This is a genomic window from Pseudomonas sp. LBUM1672, assembly GCF_059695655.1.
Genome location: NZ_CP166781.1, coordinates 4517470 through 4536776 on the forward strand (window position 1 = coordinate 4517470; position 19307 = coordinate 4536776).

At 59.4% G+C, this 19307-nt stretch carries 16 protein-coding genes; 6 read left to right on the forward strand and 10 right to left on the reverse strand.

Translation table 11 applies throughout. The annotated features are described in order from the left end of the window. Position 1: 1 nt before the first annotated feature. The 3 genes from mupP to ACA053_RS20555 all read left to right on the forward strand — a co-directional run bounded on the left by mupP (position 2) and on the right by ACA053_RS20555 (position 2926). Entirely contained in the window at positions 2 to 673 is a 672-nt protein-coding gene (gene mupP / locus ACA053_RS20545) for an N-acetylmuramic acid 6-phosphate phosphatase MupP (protein WP_461975582.1), read from the forward strand. A 211-nt stretch (positions 674 to 884) separates the two neighbouring features. Continuing rightward, positions 885 to 1625, forward strand: coding sequence for a YciK family oxidoreductase (locus ACA053_RS20550; RefSeq protein WP_109633741.1), 741 nt, complete (start codon positions 885 to 887; stop codon positions 1623 to 1625). Between the two features lie 374 nt (positions 1626 to 1999). Continuing rightward, complete coding sequence (locus tag ACA053_RS20555; RefSeq protein WP_497312875.1) at positions 2000 to 2926, forward strand: GGDEF domain-containing protein; 927 nt, start codon at positions 2000 to 2002, stop codon at positions 2924 to 2926. Positions 2927 to 3069: 143 nt separating this feature from the next. Here the strand turns inward: ACA053_RS20555 and ACA053_RS20560 are convergent, their stop codons facing one another. From ACA053_RS20560 to ACA053_RS20590, 7 genes are all read right to left on the reverse strand, one after another. Further along, positions 3070 to 3831, reverse strand: a complete 762-nt coding sequence (locus ACA053_RS20560) for an iron-containing redox enzyme family protein (protein ID WP_371921988.1) — start codon at positions 3829 to 3831, stop codon at positions 3070 to 3072. A gap of 78 nt (positions 3832 to 3909) precedes the next feature. Further along, positions 3910 to 6369 (reverse strand): EAL domain-containing protein, encoded by a 2460-nt coding sequence (locus ACA053_RS20565; protein WP_497312879.1) that lies wholly within the window; start codon positions 6367 to 6369, stop codon positions 3910 to 3912. A 135-nt stretch (positions 6370 to 6504) separates the two neighbouring features. After that, positions 6505 to 8322: an ABC transporter ATP-binding protein gene (locus tag ACA053_RS20570; protein WP_497393556.1), complete on the reverse strand. Its 1818-nt coding sequence runs from the start codon at positions 8320 to 8322 to the stop codon at positions 6505 to 6507. Then, a complete protein-coding gene (locus ACA053_RS20575; RefSeq protein WP_178082354.1) occupies positions 8315 to 8917 on the reverse strand; it encodes a DsbA family protein in 603 nt (200 codons plus the stop codon). Before ACA053_RS20575 ends, ACA053_RS20570 begins: the two co-directional genes overlap by 8 nt. Positions 8918 to 8956: 39 nt before the next feature. Then, the gene (gene trhO / locus ACA053_RS20580) at positions 8957 to 9898 is read right to left on the reverse strand and encodes an oxygen-dependent tRNA uridine(34) hydroxylase TrhO (RefSeq protein WP_497393558.1); all 942 of its coding nucleotides are present in this window, start codon (positions 9896 to 9898) and stop codon (positions 8957 to 8959) included. Between the two features lie 285 nt (positions 9899 to 10183). Beyond that, complete coding sequence (locus ACA053_RS20585; RefSeq protein ID WP_017340055.1) at positions 10184 to 10483, reverse strand: BolA family protein; 300 nt, start codon at positions 10481 to 10483, stop codon at positions 10184 to 10186. 12 nt (positions 10484 to 10495) lie between these two features. Continuing rightward, positions 10496 to 11020, reverse strand: coding sequence for a DUF2059 domain-containing protein (locus ACA053_RS20590; RefSeq protein WP_109633752.1), 525 nt, complete (start codon positions 11018 to 11020; stop codon positions 10496 to 10498). A 191-nt stretch (positions 11021 to 11211) separates the two neighbouring features. On the opposite strand from ACA053_RS20590, the gene ACA053_RS20595 reads away from it, so the two are divergent. Further along, on the forward strand, positions 11212 to 12606 hold the full coding sequence (locus tag ACA053_RS20595; RefSeq protein ID WP_497393559.1) for a class II fumarate hydratase: 1395 nt from the start codon (positions 11212 to 11214) through the stop codon (positions 12604 to 12606). Positions 12607 to 12735: 129 nt separating this feature from the next. Here the strand turns inward: ACA053_RS20595 and ACA053_RS20600 are convergent, their stop codons facing one another. Then, the gene (locus tag ACA053_RS20600; protein WP_497393560.1) at positions 12736 to 13695 is read right to left on the reverse strand and encodes a DMT family transporter; all 960 of its coding nucleotides are present in this window, start codon (positions 13693 to 13695) and stop codon (positions 12736 to 12738) included. 210 nt (positions 13696 to 13905) lie between these two features. Between ACA053_RS20600 and ACA053_RS20605 the strand changes: the two genes are divergently transcribed. After that, complete coding sequence (locus ACA053_RS20605; RefSeq protein WP_109636176.1) at positions 13906 to 14100, forward strand: DUF6316 family protein; 195 nt, start codon at positions 13906 to 13908, stop codon at positions 14098 to 14100. A gap of 138 nt (positions 14101 to 14238) precedes the next feature. Here the strand turns inward: ACA053_RS20605 and ACA053_RS20610 are convergent, their stop codons facing one another. Continuing rightward, positions 14239 to 15423, reverse strand: a complete 1185-nt coding sequence (locus ACA053_RS20610) for a thiolase family protein (RefSeq protein WP_497393561.1) — start codon at positions 15421 to 15423, stop codon at positions 14239 to 14241. A 102-nt stretch (positions 15424 to 15525) separates the two neighbouring features. Beyond that, complete coding sequence (gene pap, locus ACA053_RS20615; RefSeq protein ID WP_109633760.1) at positions 15526 to 17049, reverse strand: polyphosphate:AMP phosphotransferase; 1524 nt, start codon at positions 17047 to 17049, stop codon at positions 15526 to 15528. Between the two features lie 274 nt (positions 17050 to 17323). Between pap and mnmC the strand changes: the two genes are divergently transcribed. Then, positions 17324 to 19306: a bifunctional tRNA (5-methylaminomethyl-2-thiouridine)(34)-methyltransferase MnmC2/FAD-dependent 5-carboxymethylaminomethyl-2-thiouridine(34) oxidoreductase MnmC1 gene (gene mnmC / locus ACA053_RS20620; protein ID WP_497393562.1), complete on the forward strand. Its 1983-nt coding sequence runs from the start codon at positions 17324 to 17326 to the stop codon at positions 19304 to 19306. Position 19307 lies beyond the last annotated feature (1 nt).

The window sequence follows — 19307 nt, forward strand, 5'->3', positions numbered from 1 at the left end:
GATGCGTATCAGAGCAGTCCTTTTCGACATGGACGGCACCCTGCTCGACACAGCGCCGGACTTCATTGCCATCTGTCAGGCGATGCGCGCTGATCGCGGATTGCCGCCGGTCAACGACAAACACATCCGCGACGAGATTTCCGGCGGCGCCAAGGCGATGGTCGCCGTGACCTTCTCCATGGACCCGGAATCCCCGGGCTTCGAAGAACTGCGCCTGGAATTTCTCGAGCGTTATCTCAAGGATTGCGCAGTCCACAGCAAGCTGTTCGACGGCATGGGCGAATTGCTGGCCGACATCGAGAAGGCCAACCTGATCTGGGGCGTGGTGACCAACAAACCTGTGCGCTTCGCCGAGCCGATCATGCAACGGCTGGGGTTGGCTGAGCGCTCGGCGCTGCTGATCTGCCCGGACCATGTAAAGAACAGCAAGCCGGACCCTGAGCCGTTGATCCTGGCGTGCAAGATGCTCGACCTGGACCCGGCCAGCGTGCTGTTTGTGGGCGATGATCTGCGCGATATCGAGTCGGGTCGTGATGCCGGCACCAAAACGGCTGCCGTGACCTATGGGTACATTCACCCCGACGACAACCCGCGGCATTGGGGGGCGGATGTGGTGGTGGATCATCCGCTGGAGTTGCGCAAGGTACTCGATAGCGCTCTTTGCAGCTGCTGACCCGTTTGGCCGCTGGATGCTTTTGTGGTGAGGGGATTTATCCCCGTTGGGTCGCGAAGCGGCCCCATAACATTCGCCTCAGTTGCGTCAGGTAGATCGAGTCGGCAGATTCTGGGGCCGCTGCGCAGCCCAACGGGGATAAATCCCCTCGCCACAAAGCCCTCTCGCCACAGGTGTGATGCCTGCCAATTGAATTGTTGTGAGGTTTCTTATGTTTGATTATTCCGCCCGCCCTGAATTGCTCAAGGACCGGGTCATCCTGGTCACCGGCGCAGGTCGCGGCATTGGCGCTGCGGCGGCGAAAACCTACGCCGCCTATGGTGCAACCGTACTGCTGCTGGGCAAGACCGAAGCCAACCTGACTCAGGTCTATGACGAAATCGAAGCCGCCGGACACCCGCAACCCGCCGTGATCCCGTTCAACCTGGAAACCGCGCTGCCTCACCAGTACGACGAGCTGGCCGCGATGATCGAAACCGAGTTCGGCCACCTCGACGGTTTGCTGCACAACGCGTCGATCATTGGTCCGCGCACGCCGATCGAGCAGCTGTCCGGCGAGAACTTCATGCGCGTCATGCAAGTCAACGTCAACGCCATGTTCATGCTCACCAGCACCCTGCTCCCGCTGCTGAAGCTATCCCAGGACGCTTCGGTGGTGTTCACCTCCAGCAGCGTCGGTCGCAAGGGCCGCGCGTACTGGGGCGCTTATGGGGTGTCCAAGTTCGCCACCGAAGGCCTGATGCAAACCCTGGCCGACGAAGTCGACACCGTCGCGCCGGTGCGGTCCAACAGCATCAACCCGGGCGCCACCCGCACAAGCATGCGTGCCCAGGCTTATCCGGGTGAAAACCCGCTGAACAACCCGACACCCGAGGAGATCATGCCGGTCTACCTCTATTTGATGGGTCCGGACAGCACGGGCATCAACGGCCAGGCTTTCAACGCCCAATAACAACCGCACGTCGCTTTTCGTGTCGTGCCGAATTCCCGGCGCGGCACTTAAAGCGCCTCGCAAATACAGCGACCTTAGTCAAATGGCCGTCGCTTGCCAATTCAAAAAACTCGCTAAGATCTCACAAGACATTGATTTTGAACGCTTTTTATTCGAAGGAACTCATTGGCATGACTTTCGCTCTAAATTTGCTCAGACACGCCGTGTGAAAGCAATCGGGCAGACGCCTCAGTCGATAGGTTACTAATATTCGGCAAAGCGGACTAAACTTGCGCCAAATGTCCTACGGGACTGATGGACCAGTATGACGCGCAGCCCAAAGCCGCTCTCACCCAGCCTGTAAGACAGCCTTACTGCTTAGGGGCTCACGCCATATGAAATCACCATCCCAGACCAACGCAATTGACTTCGACAGCGCCAAATTGCAACGCCTGGGCTTTGGTCAGCAACCTCCCATTCTGGAGCGGCCATTCAGCCTTGCACAATTGCGCCAGCAACTTGGCCAACAGCTGCAAACCAGTCTTGAACCACAACGCATTCTCGGACTTTTCTTCCGAGAAATTCAGCGCCTGGTGCCGCTGGATGCGCTGACTTATCAGCACCCGGCCAGTGATTTGCGTCTGGAGCTCGGTCATCGCGGCCATCATTCCGTCAGCTATAGCCTCAGTCATGAAGGCGAGAACCTCGGCGAACTGGTGTTCCGCCGTAATCAGCGATTCAGCGAGTACGAACAGGGCAACCTGGAATCGTTGCTGTCCACTCTGCTGTTCCCGATGCGTAACGCCCTGCTCTACCGGGCCGCGACGCAAAGTGCATTGCGCGACCCCTTGACCGACACCGGCAATCGCATCGCCATGGATCAGACCTTGCAGCGTGAAATCGAGATGTCGCGACGTCACTTGATGCCGTTGTCGCTGCTGATGCTGGACATCGATCACTTCAAGAACGTTAACGATAACTACGGTCACAGTGCGGGCGATGACGTACTCAAGGCTGTCGCCGCCGCGATCAAGAACCAGCTGCGCAATGTGGACATGGTGTTCCGGTTTGGCGGCGAGGAGTTTCTGATCCTGCTGTCCAACACCAGCCGGGAAGCCGCTGCCATGGTCGGCGAACGACTGCGGTTTGCGGCGCAGGCGCAGAATTACAAGGCCGACGGCAATATGGTCGAGCTGACGGTCAGCCTGGGTTGTTCGACCCTGCTGCCCGGTGAGTCTGCCGAGAGCTTGTTGCGCAGGGCCGATAGCGCGCTGTATGTCGCCAAGCGCGAAGGGCGTAACCGGCTGGCCATGGCGGGTTAAAACATTTAGCTGCGCCACATAACCAATGTGGGAGCGGGCTTGCTCGCGAATACTGACTGACATTCAACGTTGATGTTGACTGACAATCCGCATTCGCGAGCAAGCCCGCTCCCACATTTTTTTTGGCTGGAATTGCCTATGGATCAGCTTTCGGCCAATGCCATGCGCTCACGCGCGACCGGAGCCTTTTCCGAGTGCTCCAACTGCATACAACGCTCCAGAAACAGGTGCATGTAGTCGTAGCTCTTGCACACCGCCTCGCGCAATTCCACTTGCAGGGATTTGCTCGGGTTCATGCCCGCCAGCGTGCAGATGATTTCCAGCGCTTCCCAGGGATGGGCATCGTCGTACTGGGCATGCATCTTCAACCATTTCATGGCCCGCTTGCGCTCTTCCTCCGGGAACGCTGCCGCGTAGACACCATTGGAACAGACCAGCGCCGACCACTCCCCGGTCGCGCCTTCGATGGCGTAGTTGGTCGCGGCGATGGCGACAATCAATGAATCCGCCGAACTGGTGTGCCAGCACCAGTGACTCAACGCGTGCAATTCGGGAGCAACGTGTTGCGCTTGCAGATCTTCCAGGCTGACACCATGGGCTCGACTCCAGTTTACCCAGTAATCGGCATGGTTCAGTTCGACACGAATATTGCGCATCAACCAACGACGCGCCATGTCTTCACCTGGGTGGCGAGCAAAACGAGTCTTGGTCAGGTTTTGTGCCATGTATAACGCGAACTGTTCAACGACCGGCCAGCCACCAATAAGGTACTGACGCATGGTTTTTGCGCTGAGTTTATTGTCTCGCATGCGCTGATACAGTTCGTGTTCGACAACCCGGCGCTTACTCTCGCTGCAATCCTTGATGAGCTGTTGTGCCCATACCGGGTAACTTGCGGCTTCCATGAGTGGTCCGGTTCGGTTGAATGTGTCGATCACTGTCGGGCTCCTTTTGATTGTGATTGTTAGGATCAGCAAGAGATTTCAACGGAACGTGCCGGGCGCCTTGAATAACAAAGGTTGAGGCCTGGCAGGACGACTTTGCAAACTATCGCAGGTAAACAGATGCGGGCGTTCAATGACATACCCTTGAGCGAAATCGACCCCGATCTCCAGCAATGCCTGCTCGATCTGGGGTGTTTCTACAAACTCGGCAATCGTGCGCTTACCCATGACATGGCCGATGTGATTGATCACTTCTACCATGGCGCGGTTAATCGGGTCGTCCAGCATATCCTTTACGAAACTTCCATCGATCTTCAAGAAGTCTACAGGTAAATGTTTCAAGTAGGCGAATGAGGACATCCCGGCGCAGAAGTCATCCAATGAAAAGTGGCAACCTAAACCTTTGAGTTCATTGATAAATCTAATTGCACTTCCCAAATTTGAAATTGCGCTGGTTTCTGTAATTTCAAAACAAATCATTTCAGGTGGAATAGACCAAGTAACAAACTGTTCCCTCAGGAAGTCCAGAAACGCGTCATCTCCGATAGTAGTGCCTGACAGATTAATCGCACACATGGCCAAAGGACCTTCGCGCTCTTCGGCTATACATTGAGCAATGATCTTGAAGACGTTCTGCACTACCCAACGATCAAGTGCGGTCATCAGGCCATAACGCTCGGCAGCCGGAATAAAACTGTCGGGCAATATCATGCGCCCGGCTTCATCATGTAGACGCAACAGGATTTCTATATGTCCGCCGCCGCGTTCAGTATGGCCAAGGGGAGCAATTTCCTGGGAGTAGAGGCAAAAGCGGTCTTCCTCCAGCGCCATGTGCAGGCGCTGTACCCACGCCATCTCACCGAAACGCAGGGACAGTTCCGAATCATCGGCGTTGTACACCTGAACCCGGTTACGGCCCTTTTCCTTGGCCATGTAACAGGCCATATCGGCAGCACGCAGCGAAGCTTCGAGGGTGGTCGGGGTTTGCGCGATATGAACCATCCCGATGCTCACCGTGGTGACGAAAGGCCGGCCTTTCCAGACAAAGTGCAGGTTTTGCACGGTATGGCGCAGGCTCTCGGCAATTTTCTCGGCGACTTCCGGCGGACAGTTTTCCAGCAGAATCCCGAACTCGTCACCGCCCAGCCGGGCCAGGGTGTCGCCTTCGCGCAGGCCCGATTGCAACAGTGCGCAGATATGCCGCAGCAGTTCGTCACCCGCCGCATGGCCACAGGTGTCGTTGACCAGTTTGAACTGGTCCAGATCGAGGAACATCAAGGCGTGGCGCCCGGCGTATCGCGTCAGGTTGTGCAGCGCCTGCTCCAGGCGATATTCGAACTCGCGACGATTGGCCAGCCCGGTCAAGGCGTCATGGGTCGCCTGCCAGGACAGGTTGGCGATGTACTGCCGCTCCTGAGTCATGTCATGCAACACCAGCACCGCGCCACTGACCTTGTCGGCGTTGCGGATCGGCGCCCCGACCAGGGTGACCGAGACGGTGCTGCCATCCAGGCGCTGGATCAGCTTGGAATGCTCACTGCCGCCGCTGAGCTGACCGCTCAAGATGTGCTCGATCAAGGTAAAACCATCGGCCTGAGCGTTGTCATCCAGCAGATTGAACAGGGCCGCCAGCGGCAAGCCGATGGCCTGCTCGCCTTTCCAGTGAGTCAACGCTTCGGCCGCCGGGTTCATATAGGCGATTGCACCGTCGACATCCGTGGTGATCACCCCGTCGCCAATCGATTGCAGGGTGATCTGCGCCCGGTCTTTCTCCAGCTGCAAGGCCTCGGCAAAGGCGTGGCGCTGCTTGAGAAGCTTGTGTGTGCGCATCAAGGCCAATGCAATCAGGCCCAGGGCCGTGGCCAGGTTCGTCACCAGCAGCAGGCGCAGAATCAAGCGCGAGCCCTCGCCCAAGGCATCGCTGAAGGCTTTGGCGGCAGGCGTCACACCATCGTTGATCGCAAATATCTGCTCCTTCCAGCGCTTGATGTCGGCGTCCGACGCCTGATTTTCGGTAATGCGCTGGTGCATCTCTTGCGCGACGTCATCGAGTTGCACCAGGTACGCGTCACCCACCGTCCAGCGGTCGATGGCTTTTTCCAGGTAACTGAAATGCCTGAAATTGAGGTACAGCCAGATTACGCTGGAGACGTCGTCGGGGTGATTGCCACCCTTGAGAATCGCCACCCGTGCGGCTTCGATATTCGGTGGCTGGTGATCCAGCGCCACGCGCAACTCGTGGCCACCCTGCGGTACGGCAATGGCGTTCTGGTACTTGAGGAAAATGGCCCCATCGCGACTGTCCGCGTAGAGATTGAGGTAATAGATGGCGTCTTTCTGGCCCTTCGACCACAGGCTCTCCCCGGCCACATAGCCGCGGACTGCCGAAAGCACATAGAGACTGACCCCGCCCAACAGCGCTTGAAATAGCACTACGGCAATAAATGGCCAGACGATGCCCAACAACCTGGGGGTTCCGAGAGTCCGCTTTTGCTTCATGAGGTCCCTTGCATTAGCACTGCCAGATCATCATCCAACGTGATCGCTACAGCTAGACTAGGGTGCGTATTCGATCCCGGCAAGCCAGTGGCCATATTTTGCGTACTCTTGCCGTCAACCTGGCGCGAACTGTCACTAATGCTGCTGCAAATGGCCATAAAGCTTGGCGTATAAACCACCTTCGGCAATCAGCTGCTGATGGTCGCCATCCTCGGCAATTTGCCCGCCGTCGAACACCAGCACCCGATCGGCCTGTTTAACCGCCGACAACCGATGCGCAATGATCAGCGTGGTGCGGTTGCTCAGGAACCGCGCCAGCGCCTGGTGCAGGTTGTATTCGGTGGCCGCGTCCAGCGCCGAGGTGGCCTCATCGAGGATCACGACCTTGGGTTCGGCCAGCACCATTCGTGCAATCGCCAGCCGTTGCCGCTGGCCACCGGACAACCGCACGCCAGAGCGTCCGACGATGCTGTCCAGACCATCAGGCAACTCTCGAACAGTTTGGTTCAGCTGGGCAATTTCCAGGGCCTGCCAGCAGGCTTCGTCGCTGCGCACACGGCCCATCGTCAGGTTGGCGCGCACAGTGTCGTTGAACAGCGCGGGGTGTTGCAGGACCACGGCGACGTTTTCGCGCACGGTCTCCAGGCCGATCTCTTGCTGGGACGAGCCACCGAAGCGGATGGTCCCGGCAAGGGGCGTGTACAACCCCAACAGCAACTGCACCAAGGTGCTTTTACCGCCACCGCTGGCACCGACGATTGCCACTTTTTCACCGGGGGCGATGGACAGGTCCATCTGGTTCAACACCAACTCATCGCCGTATCCGAAACTCAGGCCCTGGACTTCGATGCCCACGGTGTCCCGTCCCTGAAACGGATCGACACCGCCGGGGTATTGCGGCTCATCGGCACGGGCCAGCAGCTCGTTGATTCGCGACAGCGCACCACCGGCGGCGTAATAGGCGTACTGCAAATTGAGCAGCTGCTCCACCGGACCGATCATGAACCACAGGTAGCTGAACACCGCCAGCATCTGGCCGATGGACAAGTCGGAGAACAACACGGTGAGCATCGCCGCGGCACGAAAAATATCGATGCCGAACTGGAACAGCAAACCACTGGCGCGGTTCGACGCATCGGTCTTCCACTGCGAGTTCACCGCATAATCGCGCACTTCCCGGGCCCGCTGCCCCAGGCGCCCGAGGAAAAAGCCCTGACGGTTGCCGGCGCGCACTTCCTGAATCGAGTCGAGGGTTTCGGTCAGGGCCTGGGTGAACCGCGAGGTGCTGTCGTTCTCGAGCTTCTTCAGGTGCTTGACCCGCTTGCCCAGTTGCACCGTGGCGTAGATCACCAGCGGGTTGAACAACATGATCAGCAATGCCAGCTTCCAGTGCATCCAGATCAGAATGCTCGCGGTACCGACCAGCGTCAGCATCGCCACCAGGAATCGACTGAGGGTCTCGCCGACAAACTTGTCCAGCGTGTCCAGGTCCGTGACCAGGTGCGTGGTCACCGTGCCGCTGCCCAGGCTTTCGTATTCGCCCAGGGAAATGCGCTTGAGCCGTTCGATCAGCCGGATGCGGATGCGATACACGATGTCTTTGGCCAGTGCCGCGAACAACTTCGCCTGCACCACGTTGAACAGCAAGGCGCCACAGCGCAGCAACAAGGTCACCAGCAGCATCAGGCCGATGTAGCCTGCCGCTTTCTGCCAGCCTTGCGGCAACGCGTGGTTCATGATTTTCAGCGCAGAATCGCCGTGCCCCAGCAGCACTTCGTCCACCAGCAATGGCAGCAGCAGAGGAATCGGCACGCTGCACAGAGTGGCCAGTACCGCTACGCCATTGGCGATCCACAGGGATTTTTTATGGTGAAGGGCAAGCCGCCGGATTTCAGCCCAACTCAGCCGATCGACACGCTTGGGAGCGGGCGTGTCATCGGGCAGGTCATGCACAGGCCGCGCGCTCCAGCCAACGGCCGAGCAATGGCGACAATTCACTCAAGGGTTGATAGCCATTGGTCAACAGCGCCAGTTGCCCATTACGTTCAGCCAGCAACGTAGGGAAGCCGGCAATGCCGAGGTCCTGGACCCAGGTGAAATCAGCAGCGGTGGCGGCGTGCTGATCGGCACGGTCGAACGCGGCCGCAAATTCGATGCGCGGCAGGCCGGCCTGCTCGGCCAACTCAACCAGGACACTGGCGTGAGTGACGTCTCGACCTTCGGCGTAGAACGCGTGTTGAATCAACCCGAGCAGTTTCCACGCGCAATCCGGCGCCAGATTGCGCGCCGTCACCAGCGCCCGGCACGCCGGCTCGGTGTCGTAGACAAAACCGTCAGGCAACGCGCCTTCGGTCTTGAACGGTTGGCCGGTGGCCTGGGTGACGGCCTGCCAATGCTCAAGGATGTAGCGCCGGGTGGTCGGCTCCAAGGCGGAGCCGCTGCCGGTGCGCAAGCCGCCCACCACCAGATGCACGTCCACCCCTGCCGCCTGCGCCTGCTCGACCAACGCGTTGGCGACGGGCGCAAAGCCCCAGCACCAGGAACACATCGGGTCCATCACGTAGAGCAGGCGTTGGGCAGACATGGTTCAAGCCTCTGAGGGAGTTTGCTTGTAGTTGTAGCCGATCGGGTGAGGCAGGTTGCGCGCCTTGGCCAGTTCGATCTGCTTCTGCCGATCAATGGCGCTGCGACGGGTCTTCTCGCTCAGCGTATCCCAGCAATGCGGGCAACTGATGCCAGCCACGTAATGCTCGGACGCGCGGTCTTCGACGCTTACCGGCGTACGACAGGCATGACATTGATCGTAGTCGCCTTCGCTGAGGTCATGACGCACGGTCACGCGGTTGTCGAACACGAAGCAGTCGCCCTGCCACTTGGTTTCTTCCTGCGGCACCTCTTCGAGGTACTTCAGAATGCCGCCCTTGAGGTGATAGACCTCGTCGAAGCCCTGGCTGAGCATGTAGCTTGAGGCCTTCTCACAACGAATGCCGCCGGTGCAGAACATCGCGACTTTCTTGTGCACGGCCGGGTCGAAGTGGGCTTTGATGTAGTCAGGGAACTCGCGAAAACTGGTGGTTTTCGGGTCGATGGCGCCTTCGAAGGTGCCGATCGAGACCTCGTAGTCGTTGCGGGTGTCGATCAACAGCACTTCAGGATCGCTGATCAGCGCATTCCAGTTCTGTGGATCGACGTAGGTGCCGACCTTTTTGTTCGGGTCCACGCCTTCGACGCCGAGGGTGACGATTTCTTTCTTGAGTTTGACCTTGGTGCGGTAGAACGGCTGGTCGTCGCAGTACGACTCTTTGTGGTCGATGTCGTCCATGCGCGGATCGTTCTTGAGCCAGGCCATCAGCCCGTCAATGCCTTCGCGGCTGCCGGACACAGTGCCGTTGATGCCTTCTTCGGCGATCAGCAGCGTGCCTTTGATGCCGTTGTCGACCATGGCTTGCAGCAATGGCTCGCGCAGGGCGATGTAATCTTCCAGAGTGACGAACTTATACAGTGCCGCCACGACAATCTGTTGTGTCATGGGTGATTCTCCAGGTGGCTACCCTCGTAAGGGGTGAACCGGATTCAAAAAAAACGCGCCGGGTGAGCGGCGCGTTGCGGATTCTAGCAAAAAAGGTGTGGGTTCAGGACTGCGAGATGCCTTTGTGGCGAGGGAGCTTGCTCCCGCTCGGCTGCGAAGCAGTCGTAATGCTGGCGACTGCACTCTTTCAGACAGAACGCTGTTGCAGGTTCCGGGACTGCTTCGCAGTCCAGCGGGAGCAAGCTCCCTCGCCACAACAGCCCATCAGTCCTTCAGCCCATCACATCAATGCTTGCTGCCGCCAGCACAAGTCGGTGAGGCCGGGGCCGCGTCGATCTGTGCCCATTCTTCAGGCGTGTAGGTATGCAGCGCCAACGCATGGAACTCGCCCATCAGCTCGCCGAGCGTGCCGTAGACTTTCTGGTGACGCTTGACGCGGTTGAGCCCTTCGAACTGCTGGCTGACCACCACGGCCTTGTAATGGGTTTGCAACCCACGACTGTGCATATGGCTTTCATCCAGCACTTGCAGATGCTCAGGCTGTAACAGGCCCAGCGTCGATTCGATGCGTTGTTGCATGGTCATACCCGACTCCGCTTAAGGCTTTTTCTTGGCTGGAGCGGCGGCGCCTTTAGGCTCCAGCTCGGCAGTCATGTCAGCCAGCAGTTTGTTGACCACAGGCACCGCGCTTTCCAGCTTGGCTTGAGTCATCTGGGCCGATTGCTGAGTCAGCTGCGGCATTTTTTCCAGGACTTTCTTGCCCAGTGGCGACTTGTAGAACGCAACCAGGTCTTTCAGCTCGGATTCGCTGAAGTTGGTGGTGTAGAGCTTGACCATGTCCGGCTTGAGCTTGTTCCAGCCAATGGCTTGGTCCAGCGCGGCATTGGCTTTGGCCTGGTAAGTTTCCAGCAAGGCTTTTTTCGATTCAGGGGCTTTGGTCTGTTCAAAACGCTGAGCGAACATTTGCTGCACTTGCATGTACACCGGAGTGCCCAATTTGTCAGCGTGCGCCAGGGTCAGGAAAGCTTCGGCACTGGCGTTGTGGCTGGCGGTATCGGCAAAAACAGGGCCGCTGGCGCAAACCAGTGCAACCGCGGTACAGATGGCACGAAGACGAGTCATCGAGTTTCCTTTTCTAGCAGGCGAGGTAAAACCCCAAGGGCGTCCATTCTGCGCCTAAAAAAGTGTGTCACTCAACCCCAAGCCTTGTCGGGCCTGAATTAGAGGGGTTGAACGGTCAAAAACCAGACTGATGGAACCACGGCCGGCGATCACGGCCTAAACTGCGCTATCGACCTACAGGAGTGTGCAAGATGAGCCGTATCGAAACCGACAGCCTTGGCCAGGTGGAAGTCCCGGATGAGGCCTACTGGGGCGCTCAGACGCAACGCTCGCTGATCAATTTCGCCATTGGCAACGAACGCATGCCGCTGGCCGTGCTGCACGCACTGGCCCTGATCAAAAAAGCCGCGGCGCGGGTCAATGACCGCAACGGCGACCTGCCCGCCGATATCGCCCGCCTGATCGAACAGGCCGCCGACGAAGTGCTCGACGGCAGCCACGACGACCAGTTCCCGCTGGTGGTCTGGCAGACCGGCAGCGGCACCCAGAGCAACATGAACGTCAACGAAGTGATCGCTGGTCGCGCCAACGAACTGGCCGGTAATCCTCGCGGCGGCAAGACCCCGGTTCACCCCAACGATCACGTCAACCGCTCCCAAAGCTCCAACGACTGCTTCCCGACCGCCATGCACATTGCCGCCGCCCAAGCGGTGCAGCAGCATTTGCTGCCGGCGATCAGTGAACTCTCCGGTGGCTTGGCCGAGTTGTCGGCGCGGCACATGAAACTGGTCAAGACCGGCCGTACCCACATGATGGACGCCACGCCGATCACCTTCGGCCAGGAACTCTCTGCGTTTATCGCTCAACTGGATTACGCCGAACGGGCGATCCGCAGCGCGCTGCCGGCGGTGTGTGAACTGGCCCAGGGCGGCACCGCCGTCGGCACCGGGCTGAATTCGCCCCACGGTTTTGGTGAAGCGATCGCCGCAGAGCTGGCCGCCCTCTCCGGCCTGCCGTTTGTCACCGCGCCGAACAAGTTCGCCGCACTGGCCGGCCATGAGCCGCTGACCACGTTGTCGGGCGCGCTGAAAACCCTCGCCGTGACCCTGATGAAAATCGCTAACGACCTGCGTCTGCTGGGTTCCGGGCCGCGCGCCGGTTTTGCCGAAGTGAAACTGCCAGCCAACGAGCCGGGCAGCTCGATCATGCCGGGCAAGGTCAATCCGACCCAGTGCGAAGCGCTGTCGATGCTCGCATGTCAGGTTCTGGGCAACGATGTCGCCATTGGTTTTGCGGCAAGTCAGGGGCACTTGCAGCTGAACGTGTTCAAACCGGTGATCATCCACAACCTGCTGCAATCGATCCGCCTGCTGGGCGACGGCTGCAGCAACTTCCAGCAGCATTGCATCACCGGGCTTGAACCCGATGCAGCGAAAATGGCTGAGCACCTGGAGCGTGGGTTGATGCTGGTGACGGCGCTGAATCCGCATATCGGCTACGACAAATCGGCGGAGATTGCCAAGAAGGCTTACAGCGAAGGGCTGACCTTGCGTGAGGCAGCGTTGCAGCTGGGGTATCTGACGGACGAACAGTTTGATGCGTGGGTGAGGCCGGAGAATATGCTTGAGGCCGGTGCCAAGGGCTGAATCCAGTAGTGACTGTTAGTCCGCCATCGCAGGCAAGCCAGCTCCCACAGGTTTTGTGTCGTTCACGGAAATTGTGACCGGTGCAAAACCTGTGGGAGCTGGCCTGCCTGCGATGAACGATGACACGGTTTAACTGGCAGCCATCTTCATCCGCCGCGCCTTGAGCCCGGCAATCAACGACGGCCCAAGGGCCACCAACGCCGACCCCACCACCACCAACACCGCTCCGCCATACCCCAGACCATTGATCGTCTCTGCATGCACATATTCCGGCCATGCCCACGCCGCCACGGCCACCGCGCCAAACGTCACCAACGGCGTAATCGCCAGCGTTGCACTGACCCGCGAAGCTTCCCAATGGGCCAGCGCTTCGGCAAATGCACCGTAGGCAATCAAGGTGTTCATGCAGCACGCCAGCAGCAACCAGCCTTGCAGCGGGCTCAATTGCAATGCCTCCAGCGGATGCACCCACGGCGTCAGCAATAAGGCGCAGAACAGGTAGATCACCATCATCACCTGCAACGAATTCCACACCGTCAGCAATTGCTTCTGCCCCAAGGCATAGAAGGTCCAGACTGTGGACGCCAGTAGCACCAGCAACACGCCGGCGGTGTAATCGGTCAACGAGGTTAACAACTCGGCCAGGCGTTGATTAAAGAACAGCGCGAAACCGATCAGCAGCACCAGCAGACCAGTCCCCTGCCCCACACTGAACCGTTCCTTGAACACAAACAGACTGGCGATCAGCAACATGATCGGGCCCATCTGCACCACCAGTTGCGCGGTGCCGGGGCTAAGCAGGTTCAAGCCCATCAGGTACAGCACGTAGTTGCCAACCAGGCCGAGCACCGCCATCAACACCAGCCAGCCGCCGCGCGGGCCGAGGACTTTGCGGCTGGGCAGGCGTTTGGTCGCTGCCAGATAAATGAACAGGCAACTACCGGACACCGTCAGGCGAAACCAGGTCACCGTCACCGGGTCCATCACCAGCAGGACTTGTTTGAGTTTGATCGGCAGGATTCCCCACAGAACAGCGGTCAACAAGGCCAGGAACAGACCGTAAACCCAGCGACCGGATGAAATGTGCATGCGAACCCCAAAGCCAGATAGCAAGAAACACCATTCTAGGCGCAGACCCGAGCGCGACACAGGGACAGTTGGCGACGGGCCGCGAATGAAACTGTGCAGGTCGCACCATTAATCTGGCGAAGTGCCGTCGATCAGTTGGTCAGGCACCGCAAGTGGTTCATGCATAAGCTCATTGGATCCGCCAACCGGAACATCCTTCAGGAGATTGCCATGTACGGCATGCGCGCCCAAGACAACGCCCCCGCCACGCACTTTCGCTGCGACCGGGTGTGTCGGGTGAATGGGGAACTGTATTTCAGCACCCGGGAAAACACGCTGGAGGGGCCGTTTGAGAACCCGAAGGTGGTGGCGCGGGAGATTCAGGCCTACATCGAGCGGATGCAGAGGTTGGGCACCAGACGTTAGACCGAGGCGTCTGCATCGCGGGCAAGCCCGCTCCCACAGGTTTTGTGGCGTAAGCAACATTTGCAATCGCCGCCAATCACTGTGGGAGCGGGCTTGCCCGCGATGGCTATTTCACAATCGCTACAAATCCTGAGGCATTTAACGCACAGCCTCAAACAACCCGGTAGCCCCCATCCCGCCACCCACGCACATGGTAACCACGCCATACCGCAAATTACGCCGCTGCAACTCCCGCACAATGTGCCCGACCTGACGCGAACCCGTCATGCCGAACGGGTGGCCGATGGAAATCGAACCGCCATTGACGTTGTACTTGTCGTTATCGATTTCCAGGCGGTTGCGGCTGTACAGGCACTGCGAAGCAAACGCTTCGTTGAGTTCCCACAGATCAATGTCGGCCACCTGCAGACCCTTGGACTTGAGCAATTTCGGCACCGAGAACACCGGACCGATGCCCATCTCGTCCGGCGCGCACCCTGCCACCGCAAAACCACGGAAGAACGCCTTGGGCTTGAGCCCCAGTTCCAGGGCTTTTTCAAGGCTCATGACCAGGGTCATCGAAGCGCCATCGGACAATTGCGAAGAGTTGCCCGCCGTCACCGAACCGTCCTCGGCAAACACCGGTTTCAACCCGGCCAGGCTTTCCAGGGTAGTGTCCGGGCGGTTGCAGTCGTCGCGATCGACGATCCCGTCGAGGATCTGGATCTGACCGGTGGCCTTGTCTTCAACCCGGTACTTCACCGCCATCGGCACGATTTCATCATCGAACAAACCGTCGGTCTGAGCCTTGGCCGTGCGTTGCTGACTTTGCAGCGCGTACAGATCCTGCTCTTCGCGGCTGACTCCGTATCGGCGCGCAACGATTTCGGCGGTCTGGCCCATGGGGAAATAGATGCCCGGCATCTGCTCTTTCAATAGCGGGTTGATCAAGTTGTCGGTGTTGACGCTTTTCATGGTCAGACTGATGGATTCGACGCCACCGGCCACGATGATTTCGCTGCAGCCCGACGCGATCTGATTGGCGGCGATGGCGATGGCCTGCAAGCCCGAGGAGCAGAAACGGTTGAGGGTCATGCCCGCAGTGCCGATGCCCAGCCGCGACAACACCGCGACATTGCGACCGATGTTGTACCCCTGGGCGCCTTCGTTGGAGCCCGCACCGACGATGCAATCCTCAACGCTGGCCGGGTCGATCCCGGTTCGCGCCAACAGGGCATCGACACAATGCGCCGCCATGTCATCCGGACGGGTCTGGTTGAACTTGCCGCGAAAGGATTTGGCCAGGCCGGTCCGCACGCTATCGACGATCACCACTTCACGCATGGCATACCTCATTGTTGTTGTCGGTTGAGAGTGGACCGAGCATAAGTCCACCTCATAACCAACCGCGACAATCATTCACCCCGCGTATGCGTAACCATCGGCTCACGACTTGCGTTTTTTGGCCTTCTTGTCGTGCTTGTCTGATTTATCGAACGCTTCTTCCAGCGCCTGGTTGATGGTGCGCAGGACCTTGACCCGGGCCCAGCGCTTGTCATTGGCCTCGACCAAGGTCCACGGCGAGATTTCGGTGCTGGTGCGGTCCACCATGTCGCCGACGGCCGCGCGGTAGGCATCCCATTTATCCCGGTTGCGCCAGTCGTCTTCGGTGATTTTGAAACGCTTGAAGGGAATGTCTTCCCGCGCCTCGAAACGCTCCAGCTGAGTCTCCTTGTCGATAGCCAGCCAGAACTTGACGACGATGACGCCCGATTCGGAAATCTGCTCTTCGAAATCGTTGATCTCGCTGTAGGCCCGCAGCCAGTCCGCAGGTGGACAGAAGCCTTCAACGCGCTCGACCAATACCCGGCCATACCACGAGCGGTCGAATACGGTGAACTTGCCCTTGGCCGGAATGTGCCGCCAGAAGCGCCACAAATACGGCTGCGCCCGTTCCTCCTCAGTGGGTGCGGCAATCGGCACGATGTCGTATTGGCGTGGATCGAGCGCCGCGGCAACTCGCCGAATCGCACCGCCCTTGCCCGCTGCATCATTGCCTTCAAACACCGCGATCAAGGCGTGTTGACGCATGCGTTTGTCGCGCATCAAACCCGAGAATCGCGCCTGTTCGGTAATCAGTTGTTCTTCGTAATCGTCCTTTTCCAGGCGCTGGCTCAGGTCCAGGCTGTCGAGCAGGTTGAGCTGATCGACATGGATCGGCAGCGGCGCAGCGTTGACCTTGGAGGGATGGATTCTGGATCGCTTCAAGGCACTTTGCAGGCCTTCGAGCAGGATCTTGCCCACCGCCAGACTGCGGTAATGCGCATCCACGCCTTCAATCACATGCCAGGGCGCGTAGTCACGGCTGGTACGGCGCAATACGCGCTCGCCGTACTTCACGAACTTGTCGTAGGTCTGCGATTGTTGCCAGTCCAGCGGACTGATGCGCCAGCTGTGCAAGGGGTCGTCGGCGAGTGCCTTGAGGCGCGCTTTCATTTGTTTCTTGGAGAGGTGAAACCAGAATTTGAAAATCAGCGCGCCTTCGTCGCAGAGCATTTTTTCAAAGCGCTCCGACTGGTTGATCGCCTGATCCAGCACCGCGTCCTTGAACAGACCATGGACCCGGCCCTGGAGCATCTGGCTGTACCAGTTGCCGAAGAAGATCCCCATGCGGCCCTTGGCCGGGAGCATCCGCCAGTACCGCCAGGCCGGGGGTCGCGCCAGCTCTTCATCGGTCTGCTGATCGAAGGTGCGGACCTCGATCAGGCGCGGGTCCATCCACTCGTTGAGCAACTTGACCGTCTCGCCCTTGCCGGCGCCTTCGATGCCGTTGATCAGGATGATCACCGGAAAGCGCTTTTGCTGCTGAAGTTCGAACTGCGCTTCGAGCAACGCTTCACGCAGCGCCGGTTCTTCAGCTTCGTAGGTTTCTTTGTCGATGGCGTGACCGATTTCAGCAGATTCGAACATGAATGGCTCCCTTTCCAGATTGAGCAAGACTAGCGGATTGAGTTGTTTTGCGTGGGAGAATCCATTTCTTCACCGCAACCACTGTTCCCTGTAGCAGCTGCCGAGACACGAGGCTGCGTTGGGCTGCGCAGCGGCCCTCTAGGGCGGTCCTGCGGACACGCAACGCAGCCTCGTGCCTCGGCAGCTGCTACAGGATTTTCTGCGAGTCGGCGGTCGTGCAAGCATCGCCACGTCGATCAGCTAGAATGGCCGCCTTGCCGTTGCCGAGCCTGCCATGAAACCTGTATTGCCTCACGCCCAACTCGACTGGGACGACCAGGGTCGCCCGTCTTCGCGAGTGTTCGACGACGTCTACTTTTCGGACAAGTCAGGCCTTGAAGAAACCCGCTACGTATTCCTCGAACAAAACGGTTTGCGTGAACGCTTTGCCGAGTTGCCGGATGGCGGTCGGCTGGTCATTGGCGAAACAGGTTTTGGCACCGGACTCAACTTCCTCTGCGCCTGGCAGTTGTTCGAACAGCACGCTGTGGCCGGTGCGCGGCTGCATTTTGTCAGCGTGGAAAAGTACCCGCTGAGCCAGCCAGACTTGCAGCGAGCCTTGGCGTTGTGGCCGGAGCTCAAGCCGTTTGCCGATCAATTGCTGGCGCAGTACGTGGCGATCCATCAAGGCTTCCAGCGACTGATTCTGGACAACGGTCGCGTCACTCTGACCTTGTTGATCGGCGATGCGCTGGAACAACTGCCGCAACTGGACGCACAGATTGACGCTTGGTTTCTCGACGGTTTCGCCCCGGCGAAAAACCCCGACATGTGGACCGCCGAACTGTTTGCCGAACTGGCGCGGCTGGCGGCGCCCGGCTCGACCATCAGCACCTTCACCAGCACAGGTTGGGTACGCCGTCTGCTGAACGCGGCGGGCTTCAAGATGAAGCGCACGCCGGGCATCGGCCATAAATGGGAAATCCTGCGCGGCGTGTTTCTTGGCTGGCCTGAAGAAACACCTGCGCCTGTCGTGGCGAAACCCTGGTTTGCGCGTCCGGCCCCGCTCTCTGGCGAGCGTCGAGCCTTGGTGATCGGCGCCGGTCTGGCCGGTTGCGCCACGGCCGCCAGTCTCGCCATGCGGGGTTGGCAGGTGAGTCTGCTGGAACGACAAGACGGTATCGCGCAGGAAGCTTCGGGCAATCCGCAAGGCGTGTTGTACCTCAAGCTGTCGGCCCATGGCACCGCATTGTCACAGCTGATTGTCAGTGGTTTCGGCCACACCCGACGCCTGCTGGAGCACTTGCAGCGCGGCGTCGACTGGAATGATTGCGGCGTGCTGCAACTGGCCTTCAACGCCAAGGAAGCAGAACGTCAGGCGCAATTGGCGGCGGCATTTCCCGAGGACTTGCTGCACACCCTCGATCGGGAACACGCCGAGATTCGCGCCGGTATCGCACTGCAATTCGGTGGCCTGTTTTACCCCGACGGCGGTTGGGTGCATCCGCCAGCCCTGTGCTCATGGCAAGCAGCGCATCCCAATATCCGCATCCTGACCCATCACGATGTCCTGGAACTGCATCGCGTGGAGGGTCAATGGCAAGCGTGGGATGGCGACCGGTTGCTGGCCGACGCACCGGTGGTGGTGCTGGCCGGCGCTGCCGAGATCAAGCGTTTCGACTTCAGCAGCGATTTGCCGCTCAAACGTATTCGCGGACAGATCACCCGCCTGCCCCAGACTCCTGCAAGCCAGAGCCTGAGCACTGTGGTGTGTGCCGAAGGTTATGTCGCGCCGGCCCGTCTGGGTGAGCACACCCTGGGCGCAAGTTTCGATTTCAACAACGACGACCTGACGCCCACCGCAGCCGAGCATGCCGGCAACCTGCAGATGCTCGAAGAAATCTCGGTCGACCTGGTCGCTCGACTCGGCGCAGATGCCTTGCAACCCGAGGCACTTGAAGGTCGCGCGGCGTTTCGCTGCACCAGCCCCGATTACCTGCCGATTGTCGGCCCTTTGGCTGACGGTCAAGCCTTCGCCGACGCCTACATCGTCCTGAGCAAGGATGCCCGGCAAACGCCGGACATCCCTTGTCCATGGCTGGACGGTCTGTACGTCAACAGCGGCCACGGTTCGCGAGGACTGATCACCGCGCCGTTGTCAGGCGAGTTGCTGGCAGCCTGGCTCGACAACGAACCGCTGCCATTGCCCAGAGCCGTGGCCGAGGCGTGTCATCCCAACCGTTTCAGGTTGCGTCGTTTGATACGCGGCAAGGCCTGAG